The organism is Collinsella sp. BM28, assembly GCF_054551995.1.
The window spans coordinates 640,182-658,438 of record NZ_JBTOLJ010000001.1 but is presented as its reverse complement, the minus strand read 5'-3'; the positions used below and the strand labels follow the sequence as shown (position 1 = coordinate 658,438).

Genomic DNA, 18,257 nt, shown 5'->3' with positions numbered 1-18,257 from the left:
GTTCATATGAAAGAAGGTGCATTGAATATCATGGCAGACGACCATGCCGCCAAGCCGGGCGCTCGCGAAGAGGGCGAAGTCCTCCCTGAGGAGGAGCTGCTCTACGACCTTGCCGATCTCTTCAAGGTCTTCAGCGACACCACGCGCATCAAGATCTTGTACACGCTCATGACCGACGAGCTGAGCGTCAACGAGATCGCAGAGGCCCTCGGCGCGTCGCAGTCCGCCGTCTCCCACCAGCTGCGCATCCTCAAGCAGGCGCATCTGGTCAAGTTCAGGCGCGACGGCCGCAACATCCACTACTCGCTCGCCGACGACCACGTCCTGACCATCCTGGACCAAGGCCTCACCCACATCTGCGAGTGACCCTCGCCTCGATGCAGGGGCTATCCCCAAATCGAGGCGCAAGCCCAAATCGAGGCGGGCACCACCACCGGCAATTTCCAAACCAACCGAAAGGAACCCATCATGCGTAAGGTTTTCAAACTCGACGAGATCGACTGCGCCGTCTGCGCCGGCAAGCTCGAGGACGCCATCAAGAAGCTCGACGGCGTCCAGGACGCCAAGATCAACTTCCTCACCCAGAAGCTCACCCTCGAGGCCGCCGACGAGGACTTCGACAACGTCCTCGACGCCGTGGTCAAGCTCACCGCCGAGGTCGAGCCCGACTGCGAGATCCTGCGCTAATCGGCATCACGCCCTAACGAGGCATCGCGACAAAGACCTGGACGAGTTTGGTTCGCACCCCATCCCCACATGCTGGCGGCACCGCCGATTGGAGTGGTTTTTCACATGAACAAGAAGCAAAAGAAGTGGCTCAAGCGTATCCTCCTCGCGCTCGCCATCTTCTTCACCGTCATGGCCCTCGACGAGTTAGGCGTACTCGCGGGCATCTTCGGAGAGCCCGGCGCGCTGTACGCGAGCTTCACGCTCTACCTCATCCCCTACCTCATCGCCGGGCACGACGTACCTCTCAAGGCGTGGCGCAACATCCGTCGCGGCGAGGCCTTCGACGAGAGCTTCCTCATGACCGTCGCCACCATCGGCGCGTTCGCCATGATCTTCTTCCCCGACACCGAGCCGCATATGGCGGAGGGCGCGGCCGTCATGTTGTTCTACCAGGTCGGCGAGCTGTTCCAGAGCTATGCCGTGGGCAAGAGCCGCAAATCCATCGCGGCCATGATGGACATCGCGCCCGACTACGCGAACATCGAGCGCGATGGGTCGCTGACGCAGGTCGATCCCGACGAGGTGCAGATAGGCGACATCATCGTGATCAAGCCCGGTGAGCGTGTTCCCATCGACGGCATCGTCGTCGATGGAGCCTCCCAGCTCGACACCGCCGCCCTCACCGGCGAATCGGTGCCGCGCCACGTGGAGGAGGGCGCGGAGGTCATCTCCGGCTGCATCAACATGACGGGCGTCCTGCGCGTCCGCACCACCAAGCTCTTCGGCGCCTCGACCGTGAGCCGCATCCTCGAACTCGTGGAGAACGCGAGCGAGAAAAAGGCGCACACCGAGAACTTCATCACGCGATTCGCACGCGTCTACACGCCCATCGTCACCTTCGCGGCGCTGGCGATCGCCATCATCCCGCCGCTGATGGGCATGGGGACGTGGCCCGATTGGATCCTGCGCGGACTCACCTTCCTCGTGGTGAGCTGCCCGTGCGCCCTGGTCATCAGCGTGCCGCTGTCGTTCTTCGGCGGCATCGGCGGGGCGTCCAAGCTCGGCATCCTCGTCAAGGGCTCCAACTACCTCGAGGCGCTGTCGGAGGTCGACACCGTCGTGTTCGACAAGACCGGCACCCTCACATCCGGCACCTTCAACGTGGTCGCCATCCACGCCCAGGACGGCGTCGACCCCGATTACGTGCTGTCCATGGCGGCGTACGCGGAAGCGTTCTCCGACCATCCGATCGCCGTCTCCATCAAGGAGGCCTACAACGGCGACATCGACCAGACGCGCATCGCGCAGGCGGCCGAGGAATCGGGCCACGGCGTCGCGGCCACCATCGATGGTCGCGAGGTGCTCGTGGGCAACGACAAGCTCATGGCCGCCCATGATGTGAGCTGGAACGACTGCAAGATCACCGGCACCATCCTGCATGTCGCCATCGACGGCTCGTACGCCGGGCACATCGTCATCGCCGACGTCGTGAAGGATGACGCCGAGCAGGCCATCTCCGACCTGCACGCTGCGGGCGTCGAGCGCTGCATCATGCTCACCGGCGACCGCGACGAGGTGGCGCACGCCGTGGCGAAGCAGCTCGGCCTTGACGAGTATCACGCCCAGCTGCTCCCCGGCGACAAGGTCGAGCAGGTCGAGCGCATCCTCGAAACCGCTCGCGGCAACCTCGCCTTCGTGGGCGACGGCATCAACGACGCCCCGGTGCTCACCCGTGCCGACGTGGGCATCGCCATGGGCGCCATGGGCTCGGACGCCGCCATCGAGGCCGCGGACATCGTCCTCATGGACGACAAGCCGAGCAACATCGCCCGCGCCATCCGCGTGGCGCGCAAGACCATGCGCATCGTGCATCAGAACATCGTGTTCGCCATCGGCGTCAAGGTGCTCATCCTCGCGTTGGCTGCCGTCGGCATCGCGAACATGTGGCTCGCGGTCTTCGGCGACGTGGGCGTCGCGGTGATCGCCATCCTCAACGCCATGCGCGCGATGAGCGTCAAACGGGATTAGCGCGGTCCCCGATGGCCGCCGACCCACCATCGAAGCGCGCAAACCAAAGCGCCGATCGGCATGAGAAAGGGCCCGTTCGCAGGAACGGGCCCTTATTCTTTGCGACAAGCCTGGCCGATTCAGCCCTACTTGACCTTGTTCACGCGCGCCGGGGCAGCGGTCCCGCGCTTATTCTCGCGCACGAAGAGCACGGCTATGACCAGGCCCACGAGGGCGATCGCCGCGCAGCCGAAGTACGCCGCGCCCGCGCCGGCGACCGTCGCCGCCGCTGTGCTCGCGCCACCGGCCAGGGCATTGGCCTGAACGGACGACATCACGGTGACCAGCAGCGCGGTCGAGATCGCGCCGAAGACCTGGCGCCCCGTGTTGGCGATGGCGTTGCCGTGCGCGATGAGCTCATCGGGCAGCGCGTTGACGCCCCAGGTGTTCACCGGCATGTTGGCGAGGCCCTGGCCACACGCCTGCAGGGCGCACAAGGTGGCGGCCATGACGACCGTCAGGCCGGTGCCCATCACGCCGAACCCGAGCAGAGAGCCGACGATGACCGCCATACCGCCCACCGTGACCAGGCGCGGCCCCATGCGGTCGAACAGCATGCCCGAGATGGGCGACAGGATGATGCCCGCGATCGAGGCGGGAAGCATGACCATGCCCGTCGTGGTCGCGGAGGCGCCCATGCCGTTTTGGACAAGCAGCGGCAAGATCACGTTGGTGCCGGCGACCGCGGCATTGATGAGCGTGACCATGAGCGCGGCGACGAGGAAGTTGCGCGTCTTGAGGCAGCGCAACTCGAGCATGGGCACCTCGAGGGACAGCTGCCTGCGAATGAACAGGACGAGGGCGATCAGGCCGATGACGGCGGGAACGATCACCATGGGGCTCATCCAGCCGGCATCGGAGGCGCTGGAGAAGCCGAGGAGCAGGCCGCCGAAGGCGATCGTGGACATCACGACGGAAGCGATGTCGAGGCGCGGGTTCTTGAGGGCGCCGACGTTCCTCATGAGCGGGATGCCGAGCAGCAGGATCGCGCCGGCGAGGGCGGCGATGATGAGGAACATGGGCCTCCAGCCCCAGGCGTCGATGACCAGGCCTCCCAGCACCGGGCCCACGGCCGGGCCGGCCGCCATCACGATGCCGGCGACACCCATGGCGGTGCCGCGCAGCTCGACGGGGAACACGAGCAGGGGCACGGTGCCCACGAGCGGCATGAGGATGCCGGCGCCGGCGGCCTGCAGGACGCGGCCGGCGATGAGCAGCAGGTAGCTGGGGCACAGGGCGCACATCACCGTACCCGCCACGAACAGCCCCATCGAGAGGAAGAAGAGCTTGCGGGTGGGGTACTTGTCCATGAAGTAGCCCGAGATCGGCACCATGATGCCCGAGACGAGCATGTAGATGGTCGTGACCCACTGGGCGGCACCGGCGGTCACCCCGAACTCGCGCATGAGCGCCGGCAGCGCGGGCGCCATGACGGTCTGGTTGAACAGCGAGACGAACGCGCCGAGCGTGATGACCCCGACGATGACAACCGCGTCTTTATCGACGCGCGGCTTGGATGCGGCATGTGACATATGCGCGCACTCCTCTCCCCCGCATGTGCATGCGGGACACATGGCATCGCACCCGTGCCATACATGCTGGAAACGGGGTCGATGCCGGTATTCGATTGCAGTGAAGCTATAGAGATCGGGAGGGCGATGCGCCCTCCCTGCGACGGGGCGCTGTGCCCCCGCCAGCCGGAATCACCGGCGCGCCCATCAGATCAGCGAGCACGACCTCATAGTGCGGCTGGCACCCGCCAACGTCCGCTCCCCACTGAACGCGTGGAGGTCGCGGCGAACGACGAGCCAGAAGATATGTCGGCAGTGATTGAACATGCAATCAACCATACAGCCGGCAAAATGACAACGTCAACAGATTTTTCCTTGACAGACGAGAATCGTCATACTCGCGCTACGCCATTCCCGGATACAGCGGGTGCACCTCCAGCAGGGTCTCAACGCGCTTACGCACGCACATGCGCTCGCGCGCATCCTGCGGGGAGAACACCACGCGCGCGACCAGGCCGCCGATCTCGCGGAACTCCTCGGCCGTGAAACCGCGGGTGGTGGCGGCGGCTGAGCCCGCGCGGATGCCGCTCGTCACGAACGGCGAACGTGTCTCCCCCGGGATCGAGTTCTTGTTCACCGTGAGGCCGACCGCGTCGAGCAACGTCTCGGCCTCCTTGCCCGAGATGCCTGCGGGCGTGAGGTCCACCAGGCACAGATGGTTGTCGGTGCCTCCGGACACGAGGCGCAGACCGCCCTCGACCATGCCCTCTCCCAGCGCGGAGGCGTTCTCCACCACGCGATCGATGTAGGTCGAGAACTCGGGGCGCAGCGCCTCGCCAAACGCCACGGCCTTTCCCGCGATGACGTGCATGAGCGGGCCTCCCTGCGTGCCGGGGAACACCGCCTTGTCGATGGCGCGGGCGAGCTCCTCGTCATTGGTGAGGATGAATCCGCCGCGCGGACCGCGAAGGGTCTTGTGGCTCGTGGAGGTCACGACGTCCGCATGCGGGAACGGCGAAGGGTGGGCGCCGGTCGCCACCAGGCCGGCGATGTGGGCCATGTCCACCATGAGGCGCGCGCCCACGCCATGGGCGATCGCGGCCATGCGCTCGAAATCGATCACGCGCGGATACGCCGAGGCGCCCGCGACGACGAGCGCAGGGCGCTCGCGCTCGGCCAAGCGCTCGAGCCCCTCGTAATCGATGGTCTCCGTCTTAAGGTCCAAGCCGTACGGCACGAAGTTGTACAACTTGCCCGAGAAGTTGACCGGGCTGCCGTGCGTAAGGTGCCCGCCCTGGTCGAGGCTCATGCCCAGGATCGTGTCGCCCGGTTCGACGAGGGCGGCGTACGCGGCGAGGTTCGCGTTGGCGCCACAGTGGGGCTGCACGTTGGCGAACCTGCAGCCGAACAGGGCGCAGGCGCGTTCGCGGGCGAGGTCCTCGACCACGTCGACCTGCTCGCACCCACCGTAGTAGCGATGCGCGGGATAGCCCTCGGCATATTTGTTGGTGAGCACGCTGCCCACCGCCTCGAGCACTGCGGGGCTCGTGAAGTTCTCCGATGCGATGAGCTCGATGGTCCCCCGCTGGCGGGAGAGCTCGTCGGTTATCGCCTGGGCGATGGCCGGGTCGGAATCTGCGAGGTGCGTCATGCGGAACTCGGTCATGGGGGCTCCAATCTTTAAATGACACTTCAATGGCACTGTTTATGCACATGACCTACCGTACCCAAAAGCCCCCGGATGGATACCTCCGCAACGGCAGGCGGCGAAGCCGCAACAAACTGGCAATCAGGCGACCGCCGCGCCACGGGTCCGTGGGAGGCCGATGCCAAATGACCGCCTTGGACAAGAGCTCCCAACACGGAGCAGAGGCCGTCCCGGTTGCACCCGCATATGACAAAAGGCGGCGGCACCGCTCCTCGCGATGCCGCCGCCTCTACAAATCCTACGGTGGACTCACCCGCTATCTCTTACCGCTGGGATGGGGCTATCCAATTCATCGAGCCCGCCGGTGCGTTCCCTCTTCGATCGTCTTACCAACCAACCGGTGGAACTAAAGAACGGCGCGAACGCTCGCTTTTCACATCTAACCGATCTCGGTGTCGCAAGCGGCGGGCCCGAAAGCTGCTATATCTTCAAAACCCATCGGACACACCTCCCGTCTCGGTCGCGGTAACGTTGCGACTCTTTTAGTACAACCTGCTTATGCCCCGACGACCATTGGTCTTTCATGAATGAGGCCACTCAACCGCAAACGGTAGCTTTTTATCCGTAGACGGCATACAGAACTGTGCCTCAAGCAGATTACTCGATGAGCATCGCATCGCCGAAGCTGAAGAAGCGGTACTCCTCCCGCACGGCCTCCTCGTAGGCATCTATGACCTGATCGCGCGTGGCGAGGGCCGAGACGAGCATCATGAGCGTGGAGCGCGGCACGTGGAAATTCGTGATGAGCGCATCGACCACATGGAACGTCGACCCCGGCATGAGGTAGAGATTGGTGGTGGCGTCCTCACGCACCGTGATGTCGCCCTTGCCGCACACATCGGCGCCGTCCGCGCGGCCCTCGAAGCCGCGCGCCGTGCACGCGGGACGGCTCGCGGGCGCCTCGGCGTCCCATGCGCTCTCGAGCGAGCGCACGGCGGTGGTCCCCACGGCGATCACGCGGTGACCGGCGGCCTTGGCGGCGTGCACCGCCTCCACGACCTCGGCGGGCACGTGGTAGCGCTCGGTATGCATGACGTGCTCGGTGGGGTCGTCCTCCTCGACTAGGCGGAAGGTGTCGATGCCCACCTCGAGCTCGACCGCAGCCCAGCCGCAGCCCTTGTCCTTGATGCGCTGGATGAGCTCGGGCGTGAAGTGCAGGCCCGCGGTGGGCGCGGCGGCGGAGTGCTCCTCGCTCATGGCGTACACGGTCTGGTACTTCTCGGGGTCGCCCTCGTAGCTCGTGATATAGGGCGGCAGCGGGACATGTCCCGCCGCGTGGATGGCCTCGTCGAGCGTGCGCGGCGAGCCGTCCCCGTTCTCGCCTGCGGGCTCAAAGCGCACTAGGCGCCCGCCCTTGGAATCGTCAACGAAATCGATGATCTCGGCGGTGAGCACGACGGGCGCGCCCTCCGGCGCGAGGAGGCCGCCCTCGCGATACTCGACCACGTTGCCGGGCTTGAGGCGCTTGCCGGGGTTCACCAGGCACTCCCACACATGACCGAGCGGGTCGATGTCCTCGCGGCGACGAAGCAGCAGCGTCTCGGCCACACCGCCCGTGGGCTTCTTGCCGATCAGGCGCGCCGGCATGACGCGCGTCTGATTGGCCACCAGTAGGTCCCCGGGTTCCAGGTAATCGAGGATGTCGTAAAAGTGACGATGTTCCACGGAGCCGCCGTGCTCGAGCGCCACGGCATCGCCCGCGCGGGGCGCGCCGCCCTCGAGCTCGCGGTTGAGCACCAGCAGACGGCAGGAGTCGCGCGGCTCGGCGGGTGCCTGGGCGATCAGCTCGTCGGGAAGGTTGTAATCGAAATCATCGGTGCGCATGGAGTCGCCTTTCGCATGAGAGCCGCGTGGCCAAGGCCGAGCAGTCGGGTTGTCGAACAGCCGTCCATGATAGCGCAGCTCAGTGGGCCTTATCCCTGGGATGCGACGCGCCTCGCCTTCTGCGCTTTTCGTTCATCGCGCATGCGCGCGCGGTCGAGGGCGGCCTCGGCTGCCGAGAACCTGCAACCGCAGTAGTTCTGCCGATACATACCCAATTCGCGGGAGCGCCGCGTGGCCTGGGGGTACCAGGGGCGGAAATCGCGGATCACCGGCGTGAGGCCGTGTGCCGCCGACAGTTTCTCCAACACGTCATTACAGGTGTCGAATAGCTGGTACGGCGACACCGCGAGCGTGGTGGCGATATGCGAGAAGCCCTCGCGCTCGGCCACCCGACATGCCTCCGCGAGACGCAGGGCGTAGCACGCGCGACAGCGCCGCTCGCGATCGGCGCCCAGGCGCGCGACCGATGCATCCCAGCGAGCGCGGTCGTCACCGGCCTCGATAAGCGGCAACCCGTTCTCAGCAGCCCAGCGGCGCAGCTCCTCAAGCCGCTTCTCATGCTCGGTCAGCGGCTGGATGTTCGGGTTCGTCCAGCAGATGGTGGGCTCAAAGCCCTCTTCCACAAGCAAACGAACCGGCTCGAGTGAGCACGGGGCGCAGCAGGCATGCAATAGCAGGGCGGTCATGAACGGCGTCCTCCCTCGACAACGGTAAAGCCCCTGTCATCTCCCGAAAGCGAAGCGGGACAACGGCCAGCCTCTACCCCATCCGCTCCGGCAGCTCCGGCCACCCCGGCAGCTTCGTCTGCCCTGGCCACTCCTCTTGCTCCGGCGCTGCCCTCCGCGCGCGTGTGCAAGGTAGGGCGCGAAATAACGTGATCGATCCCATAGAACGCGACGCCGTACGAGGTATCCTCGCAATACGCGATGGCGGGATCGTTCCTGATTGCACGCACATAGCCCCAGTCGCCTGAGCAGCCTGTCAAATGTACCGTCACCACAATGACGGTCCACAAGGGCCATCTGAGCCCCATGCCCAAGACCATAAGCAGCAGAGAAACGACGATGCTCGGGGCAAGCGCGATCACCAGGTATTGGTCTCGCGTATACATAATCCCTTCGGCACTCGCGTAAATCATGCCCATCTCCCAGTTGGACCCAAAGGTCACCCGAGAACCGGGTGGAGCAAATTGGCTGAAAAAGAACGCGTGCACAAGCTCGTGCAGACCAAGGGAGGCAAGGGGAACCAATACGAGCAGGATCCACCACCACAACTGGAACTTCTGCCCGCCTTCCACCCCCAAGACGCCATTGCCCCAGGCACCGAACATGGCACCGAGCTCGAAAGGCACCACGGGAGCACCCAGGACGCGGTGCAGGGCGCTCATGCCGAGGCCCCAGACCACAGCAGCGGCGATACCCGCCAGCACCGTAAAGCCCGACGCCCTGCGCATGAAGCGAAGAAACGCATCGTCCTCAAATACGTGTATGTCTCCAATTCTTCTCATGTTCCTAAGTGTAACGCCTCGTGCGGACACCTGTGCGATAATGTGAGGTTACACCGGGTGGCGACTACTTGACTCCACGTCTACGTCCTCGCCTCGCCCGAACGCAGACGCACGCCAACGACTGAGAACACAGCCGAAAGAAGGATAGCCATGACTACACAGCTCACCCGCGCCGATCGTCCCGCCTGGCCCAAGCGCGCCGTCGTCACTGCCGGCATGCCCTACGGCAACAAGGGTCTGCACTTCGGCCACGTGGGCGGCGTGTTCGTGCCCGCCGACTTCTACGCCCGGTTCCTTCGCGACCGCCTGGGTCGCGAGAACGTGATCTTCGTCTCGGGCACCGACTGCTACGGCTCCCCCATCATGGAGGGCTTCCGCAAACGCCAAGAGGCCGACGACTACAAGAAGCACATCTCAGACTACGTGCGCGAGAACCATGACAGCCAGGAAGCCGACCTTGCCAGCTTTGGCGTGTCTTGCGACCTGTACGCCGGCAGCGCGCTGGAGCCCGCCGTGCACATCCACGAGCGCGTGACCAGCGAGATCATCCGTCGCCTACATGAGAAAGGCGCGCTGGAGAAGCGCTCGACCAAGCAGTTCTACGACAGGAAGGCGGGCCAGTTCCTCAACGGCCGCCAAGTGCTCGGCCGCTGCCCCATCCAGGGATGCAAGTCCGAAAAGGCCTATGCGGACGAGTGCGACCTCGGCCACCAGTTCGAGCCCGAGGAGCTCATCGCCCCCAAGAGCGCGCTCACCGGCGAGACGCCTGAACTCGTCCCCGTCGACAACCTCTATTTCGATCTTCCCGAGCACCTTGAGTACCTGAAGACGTACACCAAACAGCTCGAGCACGACCCCACGGTGCGCTCGGTGGTCTCCAAGACCATGGAGGAGTGGCTCAATCCGGCTCAGCTCTACATCCAGAACAAGTTCCGCGAGGCATTCGACGCCATCGAGGGAGGGCTGCCCGCCCACACCGTCATCGAGCCCGAGGGCAACAAGAGCTCCTTCACCGTCGCGTTTCCCAGCTGGCGCGAGCGAGATGAGGCCCATGAGATGCTCAACGCCGGCGGCGTGCGCTTCCGCTCCGGCAAGGCGCTCGTCCCCTTCCGCATCACGGGAAACGTCGAGTGGGGCGTGCCCGTCCCCAACGATTGCGGCTGCACCGACCTCACCTGCTGGGTCTGGCCAGAGAGCCTATGGGCGCCCATCAGCTTCACCCGCGCGGTGCTCGCGCGCGACGCCGCCAAACTCGAGGCCGCGGGCGCGGACCCCTCCGGCCTCGCCGAATGCGCCGTCTCCGATGCCGAGCTCGTTGGTGATGCCCCCGCGATGATCATGGCGGAGCCCGAGTACACGCATGCCAGCCTCGACTGGCGCGATTGGTGGGCGAGCGAGGACGCGCGCGCGTACCAGTTCATCGGCCAGGACAACATCTACTTCTACTGCATCGCACAATCCGGCATGTGGGAGGCGCTCGACTGGAACATGCAGCAGTCCTGCGTCGCGGCCAACTACCACATCCTCTACATGGGCAAGAAGGCGAGCTCGAGCTCCCAGACCCCGCCCCCGCTGGCCCACGAGATGCTCGAGCACTACACGCCCGAGCAGCTCCGCGCCCACTGGCTGTCACTTGGCCTAGGAGAAAAGCCCGTCAGCTTTAGCCCCAAGGCCTTCGACACGCGCGTGAGCGGCAAGGATAAAGACGGCACCGAGATCCTCGCCTGCAACGACAAGCGCGTGATCGACCCCGTCCTCAAGGAAGGCGCGATGCTCACGGGCGTCTTCAACCGATTGGCACGGTCCGCCTTCTACGGCGTCGCCGTCAAGGAGGGCGACGAATCCCCCTACCGCACCGGCTGCATCCCCGCCGGAGCGCCCAGCGCGAAGGTCTCCGCCGAAACCGAGCAGGCCATCCTCGCCTTCGAGCAGGCCATGCACACCTTCGAGCTGCACCACGCCCTCGGCGTGTGCGACGAGTTCCTCCGCGCCGCGAACAAGCGCTGGAGCGACGCGAGCAAGGCGGCGAAGAACGCCGAGGACGATAAACTCATGACGCAAGCACTCGTTGACGCCTTCCACGAGCTGCGCGCCGCCACCGTCCTCATGCACGGCATCGTGCCCTCGGGCTGCGAGAAGATCTGCGAGCACTTTGCCATCGCACCAGAGGTCTTCTTTAGCTGGGAGCACATCTTCGAGACCTGCGACGAGCTCGTAGCCGAGCTGGGCGAACAGGCGGGTACGCACGCCATCAAGGTGCTGCCGCCGCGCTTCGACTTCTTCGAGAAGCACCCGAGCCAGTATTAAACCGTCGAGGTGTGCGCCGCGCCCGTGTCCACACTCGAAAGGACCCCCATGGCATTCACCATACGCCAAACGCTCCCGCAAGACGTCGAGGCGGCCGAGCGCGCCCTCGAGGACGGCAAGGCTGCCCTGGCCGCGCTCGATATCCCACAATGGCAGGGCGAGTATCCGGATCGCATCGATATCGAAGACGATATGGCTCACGGTGCCTCATATGTCGCTGTCGATGAGGGCGGCACAGTGTTGGGCGTCATGGCACTCTCGTTTGACGGCGAGAAGACCTACGACGCCATCGATGGCGCATGGCTGACCGAATCCTCCTCCAACTCCCCCACCTACGGCGTCATCCACCGCTGTGCGGTACGCGCGCAGGCAGCGCACTGCGGCGTCATGACCTCCATGTTTGCCGAGGGTGAATGCATCGCGCGCGAGCACGGCATGAAAAGCCTGCGCATCGACACGCACGAGAGGAACCTCCCGTTGCAGGGGCTTGCAACCAAATGCGGATATACGCGCTGCGGCGTCATCACACTCCCCTATGAGGGCGAAGCCGACCCGCTGCGCATCGCGTTCGAGAAACTGCTATAGCCCATGGCACGCCCCGGCATCCAAAAGCACCTCGATATCGCATCGCTCCTGCAATGCCCCCTCTGCCATGAGCGCCTGCACGCAATAACGTGTTCGCTGCGCTGTGCGCGTGGCCACGACTTTGCGATCTCATCCAAGGGATTTCTCAACCTTATCCCCCAGCAAGGACCCCTCAAGGGGTACGACGAGGCGTTCTTCACCAGTCGTCAACGCGTCATGGAGGCCGAGGTCTATCGCATCCTGAACGAAGCGCTTATTCAGACGCTTGAGAATCTCGACCTGCCTGACGACCCGATTATCATCGATGCGGGGTGCGGGGAGGGCTCGTATCTTAAAGCCATCTCATCGAGATTCTGCGGCACATGCATCGGCATTGATATCGTCAAGGACGCCATCCGCTGCGCCGCTCGTGGCGGTGGTGCCGAGCGCTGGCTTGTGGCAGACCTGGCGAACATGCCGATCCGAAATCATTCCGTCGATGTTGTCCTGAATGTGTTCACGCCGGCAAATTACACCGAATTCCAGCGCATTCTCAAACACGACGGAATGCTCGTAAAAGTCATACCCGGACCAGACCATATGCACGAGCTGCGCGATCTCGCCTGCGATAGACTTGCTCACTCCGCAATGCAGGACCATGGTGTCGCCGAGCACCTGTCCCGCCATATGGAACTGACAACCCGCGCACGCGTAACGCAAACGAGCTACGTTTCACCCGAACTCGCGCGTGACCTCGTTCGCATGAGCCCCGTAACCTTCGGCATGGACCCCGATGAACTCGAGCTCGACAAGCTGACGAACATCACCGTCGATGCCGAAGTCCTCTGCGCCCGTCCACATGGGCAGGAGACGAGGTAGGCCCCAACAACGCAACCTTAGGGGATACAAAAGGCGTTTAGCAGCCCAAACGCCCCTTCCGTCAAGTCGGTTGCTGCCGCCCGGGGTGGCGGGCATACAGTCCCTTGCGAGTTCCGCACGAGCCGAAGGCCCCAGTGGGGCCTTCGCGCGAGCAGGACTGTCCGAGCAGGGAACTGTATGCCCGCCACCCCGGGCGGCAGTCCCGCGCATCACTTCTTGGCGTGGCCGTTGCGCCAAATCTCGCGGCCCAAACCGAGGGCCAAAACCAACGCGCTCGTATACCCAAAAAAGCCGATGACGGGAATGCCGAAAATGACCGGCTCGATCTTGGCGTAATAAACCACCGACGAGCCAATGAACAGTCCGGCGATCACAATTGCCATCGACATGCGGTCGACGATGCCGCCCACACGGCGCAGCACCTGCTCACTGCCAAGGACCTGCATGTTCATCTTGAGCTGGCCGCGGGTGAGCATACGCGACGCCAAGCCGAGCTGCTCCGCCATTTCGAGATGACCCTTGAGTGCCCGATAGGAGGCTCCCGCGAGCTCCTCGGCAGCCTCCTGCGCACGACGGTACGAGCTCTTTTCATGTCGAATGTGGTCGGTGATGATCTCGATCATGTTCACATCGGGCATGTACTCGGTGAGCAACCCCTCAAGCGTCACCATGCCACGTGCGAACATCGTCACCACGCTGGGCAATTCCACGTCGTTCTTGCGCGCCAAGCTGATGAGCGACGTGAGGAACTCGCCGATGTCCAGGTCCTTCAAATCCAGACTGGCGAAATCGGCGACGATGAAATCGAGGTCCGTCAAGAAGGTCGAGTGATCGAGCTCCGATGAGTCCCCGCGCGTCACCGCGAAACGCATGAGCGAATCCTTGAGCTTAGGGACGTCACCCGACGCAACGGCGTAGATCATATCCTTGACGATTCCGCGGTCATGGCTCGACATACGACCGACCATGCCGAGGTCGATGAAGTAGACGACCCCGTCTTTCACGATGATGTTCCCCGCATGGGGGTCCGCATGGAAAAAACCGTCCTCGAGCACCTGCGTGGCGTAATCGTCCACAATGGACGCCCCGACCTTTTCGAGGCTATAGCCCGCCCGGACAAGGAGATCGGGATCGGCGATGGAGATGCCGTCCACATAATCCATGACCACGATGTGCTCGGTGCAGTACGAAAGGTAGGAACGCGGGCAGGATATGGACGACGAACCCTCGTGAAAGCGATGGAAGTCATCGAGGTTGCGGGCCTCCATGAGGAAATTCGTCTCCTCGCGAAACGACTGCCACAACTCCTCGACCACGCCCTTGAGGTCGACGAACTGGTCGGTTTTCACAAAGCGCGACGCATGGCGCACAATCGAACGCATGATGTCGATATCTTGGGCCATCACCTGTTGGGCACCGGGACGCTGCACCTTGATGGCAACGTCTTCGCCAGTCACGAGCGTGGCACGATGCACCTGTGCGAGCGAGGCACTGCCCAGGGGCCTGCGGTCGATATGGGAGAAGACCTCGTTAAGGGGGCGACCGTACTCGGCGACGAGGCAATCATGCACCACGGCAAACGGCACCGGCTCGACATTCGAGCGCAAGCGGCGAAGCTCGTCGCAGTATTCCTGCGGTAGGATCTCCGAGCGATTCGCCAGAATCTGCCCCATCTTGACGAACATGGGACCAAGGTCCTCGAGCATGCAGCGCAAACGGCGCGGCGTGATATTGTGCCATGCCTCGTATTTCCGCACTATGCCGAGAATCTCGCCAATGCGCTTGCGACGCCCCTCGGAGGAAAGCTTGAATTCCTCCGAGGGGGCCATGGCCTCAGGCTCCTCGGGGAACAGGTCGACCGCACGGGGGGCGCGCCAAGAAGTCCTCAGTGCCTCCTCAACGCCCTCCAGGTTGACCGTGTCGTCGGGACTCAGCGGCATACCCGCCGCCTTGGTCGCAGCGGGCCCGCGGGCATCCCGTTCTTGTTCCACTTCGCTCGCCATATCGGTTTCTCGCCTATTACGCGTCTCGAGCCTCGTCCGCGCCTAGATCGGCTTCGTCGGCGTCGACGACGACAGCGTCCTCGACCTCGACGGTCACCGTATCGTCGTCGACCGAGTCGATGAGGTCACGCACATGCGCCATGAACTCGACGCGCTCGGTCTTGGTCAACAGACGCACGCGAGCGAGAATCAGCTCGTCAAGCACGCGCTCCGCTGCCGTTGCACCCCGCTCGCTCAGACGCTCGGTGACATCGGAGAAGGTGCCGCCGGCCTGCTCGAAAATATCGGACATGGAGCGCGCGAAATCGGGAGTCTCTCTATCATGGCGAACGTGCTCACCGCGCGAGTTAAGGTCGCGTAGCACCTCTTCACCACGGGCGTTCAGATCCTCGAAGATCTCCTTGCCCTTCTCGGCCGTGACGGCGGCGGCGCCAAAACCGACATTGACCATTCCATTAATGAGCTCCTCGAACTTGATAGCCATGAGAGCCTCCTTGCTCCTCTTTTGTGCGCATGGACGCATCCAGATGAATCCCTTGTACCCAAAACACGCCAAAGGGGACAAACCCTTTGGCGTGCGAAAAGCTAACGCTCGTTGTCGGACATCGCGAAACCGTTCTTCATCGCACAGCTCGTGGTATAGAGCACGGTCGCGAGGAGCTTCTCAGTCTCGCCCTTGAGAGTCTCACAAAGGTCCTCATTCGCACGGGCAAGGGAGGCGGGGATATCGGCGTTTGCGAGGTCAGACATGGCTCGGTCTGTCTCGCGAAGCATCCTGTGACCAAGTGCGCCGACCTTCTCTTGGTACGACTCGACCTTGGCGGACGTCTCGTGGAAGCGTGCGTCGGCCAAGGCGGCGATAACGCGATTTGCCCAGTAGAAATTCTCCGTGGTCACACGCTCCGTGGTGTTGGAGAGATACGCGGGGAACTCATCCACATTTGCGTACAGCGCGACCAGGGCATTAAACACGTTCGAACCGAAGGCCATCCATTGGATGCAGCGCAGAGGCTCCGCCACGTACGGACGAATCTGCAAGACAGCAAGCTGGCTATTGCGATTGATGCCGATTGGACGATAGGCGTTGCGGCTCGCAGGAGTTCCCTTGGAACCGTAGCAGTCGTACGGCGTGCCCTGGAAGTGGGCGGAAAGAACGTACTTGACGTCCTCTATAGTGACTTTGCGCTCGGGCACGCGGCTCCACGGAATATCATCCGACTCCGGGCTGAACGGCGCATCCGGACCATCCCAGCCGTCGCGAGGATTGAGGCAGCGTTGCATGTACCAGGCGCGCGGCGTGTTGTAGACATGGTCGGAATCTGAATGGGAGCCAAAAGCCTCGCGTGGATTGAAGATCTCGCCGGAGATCATACCTTCGCGCACGTCGGCGATGAGGTCCATGAGGTCGGCGACGTACTCCTCATAGGCGTCCGCCTCGTCCTCATCCAAGTCTTCGAGATCCTCATCGAAATACTCCTCGTCGAGAATGTCCTCGGGCTCAAGGCGATTCGCGTTCGTGAGGTTCAGGTGGTTCTCGGACATCCACTGGCGAAGGTCGGGGCTGGCCATGTGCTCGACTTGCTCGCCCTCAGCATCGAGAAGATCGAAATAGTCGATACCGAGCTGGTTGGGCATGGTGACGTAGGCGTCATCGGGCACACGCTTGGCGATCCAGTGGTGACCACCAATGGTCTCGAGCCACCAGATCTCATCCTCGTCAGAAAACGCGATACCGTTCATCTCGTAGGTGCCATACTGCTCGAGCAGGGAACCCAGACGCTGCACGCCCTCACGGGCGGTGCGAACGTACGGCAGGACCACGGTGACGAAATCCTCTTCACCCAGGCCACCGGGAACGGCGGGAACGTAGCCTTCCTCGCCCTCGGTGCCCTGAGCGGGGATGTACTCGACAAGTGGATCGGCACCGAGCACGCGCTCGTTACTCGTGATCGTCTCGGTGGCGCTCATGCCCACGTTGGCGGTGTTGAAGCCCGCAGCTGCCCAGATGCCATGTCCCGGAAGCGCATCCGGGACGCTCGAGTAGCGCATCGGATTATCCGGGAGTTCGAAGCTGAGGTGGGAAAGCACACTCGTATACGTCTTGGGCTGCTCCTCGGGATGCACGACCTTCATCTTCTTGGGCTCGAACTGTCCGTTCGGCGAGTCCTCGTTACGTGCGATGATGGTCGAACCGTCGTAGCTCGCGTTTTTGCCGACCAGAATAGTTGTACAAGCCATTAGTCCTCCAAACCATGTTGTAGTTTTGCGGCGAGCACCACATTGCTCATGAGCATGGCGCGCGTCATAGGGCCCACGCCCCCCGGAACGGGGGTGATGGCACCTGCCACGAGCTCGGCGGAGTCGAAATCGACGTCACCGCAGAGCCTGCCGGCATCATCGCGGTCCATACCCACGTCAATGACGGCGGCGCCGGGTTTGATCCACGGCCCCTTGATCATCTTGGGAATGCCGCACGCGGCGACCAAGATGTCGGCGCTCTGGCAAATCCGTGCGAGCTCGCGGGGGTCGGTGTGCGAGTGGGCCACGGAGATGGTGGCGTTCTTGGCGAGCAGCATGAGCGACATGGGCTTGCCAACGATAGACGAGCGGCCCACGATCACGGCGTTCTTGCCCGACGGGTCTATGCCATATGCCTCGAGCATCTCCATGATGCCCGCGGGCGTACAAGGACGCAAGCCGGTAAGACCGCGCACGAGCCTGCCGAGGTTCTCCGGATGAAAGCCGTCGACGTCCTTTTTTGGATCGATTGCGGCGACGACCGCCTCCGCGTCCAAGTGACTCGGCAGCGGCATCTGCACGAGGATGCCGGCGATATCCGGATCGGCGTTGAGGCGCACGACGAGATCCATGAGCTCCTCTTGCGTCGTTTGCTCGGGAAGCTTGAAGTCCCGCGACGGGATGCCGCACTGCTCGCAGTCGCGAAGCTTGGCACGTACGTACGTGGCGGAGCCTTGGTCGTCTCCCACGAGCACCACGGCAAGACCGCAGGCAACCCCCTGCTTGGTCAGGCCCTCAACCTCGGCTGCCGCGCGGTTGCGCACGTCGGCAGCAAGTTTCTTACCATCGATAATCGTCGCCAATGAAGTCGCTTTCTCTTAGATCGAATAATCGGACCGCGCGCATGCCAAGGGGCGCGCGCCAAAAGGGTACGTCCCCCAATGGCATGCGTGCCAAAGGGATACGTCCCCCTTTGGCAC

Annotated in this window: 15 protein-coding genes; 6 read left to right on the top strand and 9 right to left on the bottom strand. The window is 63.5% G+C overall.

Going from position 1 to position 18,257, the window contains the following annotated elements; translation table 11 throughout:
- Positions 1 to 30: 30 nt before the first annotated feature.
- The 3 genes from ACX9NZ_RS02795 (at position 31) to ACX9NZ_RS02785 (ending at position 2,697) form a co-directional block, all read left to right on the top strand.
- Complete coding sequence (locus ACX9NZ_RS02795) at positions 31 to 366, top strand: ArsR/SmtB family transcription factor (protein ID WP_294159798.1); 336 nt, start codon at positions 31 to 33, stop codon at positions 364 to 366.
- 102 nt (positions 367 to 468) lie between these two features.
- Positions 469 to 687 carry a cation transporter gene (locus tag ACX9NZ_RS02790; protein ID WP_294159796.1) on the top strand — a complete coding sequence of 73 codons (219 nt, stop codon included), beginning with the start codon at positions 469 to 471 and terminating at the stop codon, positions 685 to 687.
- A gap of 105 nt (positions 688 to 792) precedes the next feature.
- Positions 793 to 2,697: a heavy metal translocating P-type ATPase gene (locus ACX9NZ_RS02785; protein ID WP_407495834.1), complete on the top strand. Its 1,905-nt coding sequence runs from the start codon at positions 793 to 795 to the stop codon at positions 2,695 to 2,697.
- Between the two features lie 125 nt (positions 2,698 to 2,822).
- Here the strand turns inward: ACX9NZ_RS02785 and ACX9NZ_RS02780 are convergent, their stop codons facing one another.
- The 5 genes from ACX9NZ_RS02780 to ACX9NZ_RS02760 all read right to left on the bottom strand — a co-directional run bounded on the left by ACX9NZ_RS02780 (position 2,823) and on the right by ACX9NZ_RS02760 (position 9,286).
- On the bottom strand, positions 2,823 to 4,268 hold the full coding sequence (locus tag ACX9NZ_RS02780) for an MDR family MFS transporter (RefSeq protein WP_118653095.1): 1,446 nt from the start codon (positions 4,266 to 4,268) through the stop codon (positions 2,823 to 2,825).
- Positions 4,269 to 4,650: 382 nt separating this feature from the next.
- Entirely contained in the window at positions 4,651 to 5,913 is a 1,263-nt protein-coding gene (gene glyA / locus ACX9NZ_RS02775) for a serine hydroxymethyltransferase (protein ID WP_407495832.1), read from the bottom strand.
- Positions 5,914 to 6,552: 639 nt separating this feature from the next.
- On the bottom strand, positions 6,553 to 7,779 hold the full coding sequence (gene queA / locus ACX9NZ_RS02770) for a tRNA preQ1(34) S-adenosylmethionine ribosyltransferase-isomerase QueA (RefSeq protein ID WP_302741846.1): 1,227 nt from the start codon (positions 7,777 to 7,779) through the stop codon (positions 6,553 to 6,555).
- An 89-nt stretch (positions 7,780 to 7,868) separates the two neighbouring features.
- Positions 7,869 to 8,465, bottom strand: a complete 597-nt coding sequence (locus ACX9NZ_RS02765) for an epoxyqueuosine reductase QueH (RefSeq protein ID WP_294159789.1) — start codon at positions 8,463 to 8,465, stop codon at positions 7,869 to 7,871.
- On the bottom strand, positions 8,462 to 9,286 hold the full coding sequence (locus ACX9NZ_RS02760; RefSeq protein ID WP_118653089.1) for a DUF3267 domain-containing protein: 825 nt from the start codon (positions 9,284 to 9,286) through the stop codon (positions 8,462 to 8,464). Before ACX9NZ_RS02760 ends, ACX9NZ_RS02765 begins: the two co-directional genes overlap by 4 nt.
- A gap of 150 nt (positions 9,287 to 9,436) precedes the next feature.
- Here ACX9NZ_RS02760 and ACX9NZ_RS02755 point away from each other — a divergent pair, with 150 nt between their 5' ends.
- From ACX9NZ_RS02755 to ACX9NZ_RS02745, 3 genes are read left to right on the top strand one after another with little or no spacing between them, the layout of a single operon-like run.
- Positions 9,437 to 11,593 (top strand): methionine--tRNA ligase, encoded by a 2,157-nt coding sequence (locus tag ACX9NZ_RS02755; protein ID WP_317440594.1) that lies wholly within the window; start codon positions 9,437 to 9,439, stop codon positions 11,591 to 11,593.
- Between the two features lie 48 nt (positions 11,594 to 11,641).
- The gene (locus ACX9NZ_RS02750; RefSeq protein WP_118653085.1) at positions 11,642 to 12,178 is read left to right on the top strand and encodes a GNAT family N-acetyltransferase; all 537 of its coding nucleotides are present in this window, start codon (positions 11,642 to 11,644) and stop codon (positions 12,176 to 12,178) included.
- Positions 12,179 to 12,181: 3 nt separating this feature from the next.
- Complete coding sequence (locus tag ACX9NZ_RS02745; protein WP_294159781.1) at positions 12,182 to 13,036, top strand: methyltransferase domain-containing protein; 855 nt, start codon at positions 12,182 to 12,184, stop codon at positions 13,034 to 13,036.
- A gap of 209 nt (positions 13,037 to 13,245) precedes the next feature.
- Here ACX9NZ_RS02745 and ACX9NZ_RS02740 read toward each other — a convergent pair whose 3' ends face one another.
- From ACX9NZ_RS02740 to folD, 4 genes are all read right to left on the bottom strand, one after another.
- Entirely contained in the window at positions 13,246 to 14,976 is a 1,731-nt protein-coding gene (locus ACX9NZ_RS02740) for an ABC1 kinase family protein (RefSeq protein ID WP_407495825.1), read from the bottom strand.
- Between the two features lie 79 nt (positions 14,977 to 15,055).
- Complete coding sequence (locus tag ACX9NZ_RS02735; RefSeq protein WP_118653079.1) at positions 15,056 to 15,523, bottom strand: hypothetical protein; 468 nt, start codon at positions 15,521 to 15,523, stop codon at positions 15,056 to 15,058.
- A 101-nt stretch (positions 15,524 to 15,624) separates the two neighbouring features.
- A complete protein-coding gene (locus ACX9NZ_RS02730; RefSeq protein ID WP_407495822.1) occupies positions 15,625 to 17,277 on the bottom strand; it encodes a C69 family dipeptidase in 1,653 nt (550 codons plus the stop codon).
- A complete protein-coding gene (folD, locus tag ACX9NZ_RS02725; protein ID WP_118653075.1) occupies positions 17,277 to 18,140 on the bottom strand; it encodes a bifunctional methylenetetrahydrofolate dehydrogenase/methenyltetrahydrofolate cyclohydrolase FolD in 864 nt (287 codons plus the stop codon). Before folD ends, ACX9NZ_RS02730 begins: the two co-directional genes overlap by 1 nt.
- Positions 18,141 to 18,257: the final 117 nt, after the last annotated feature.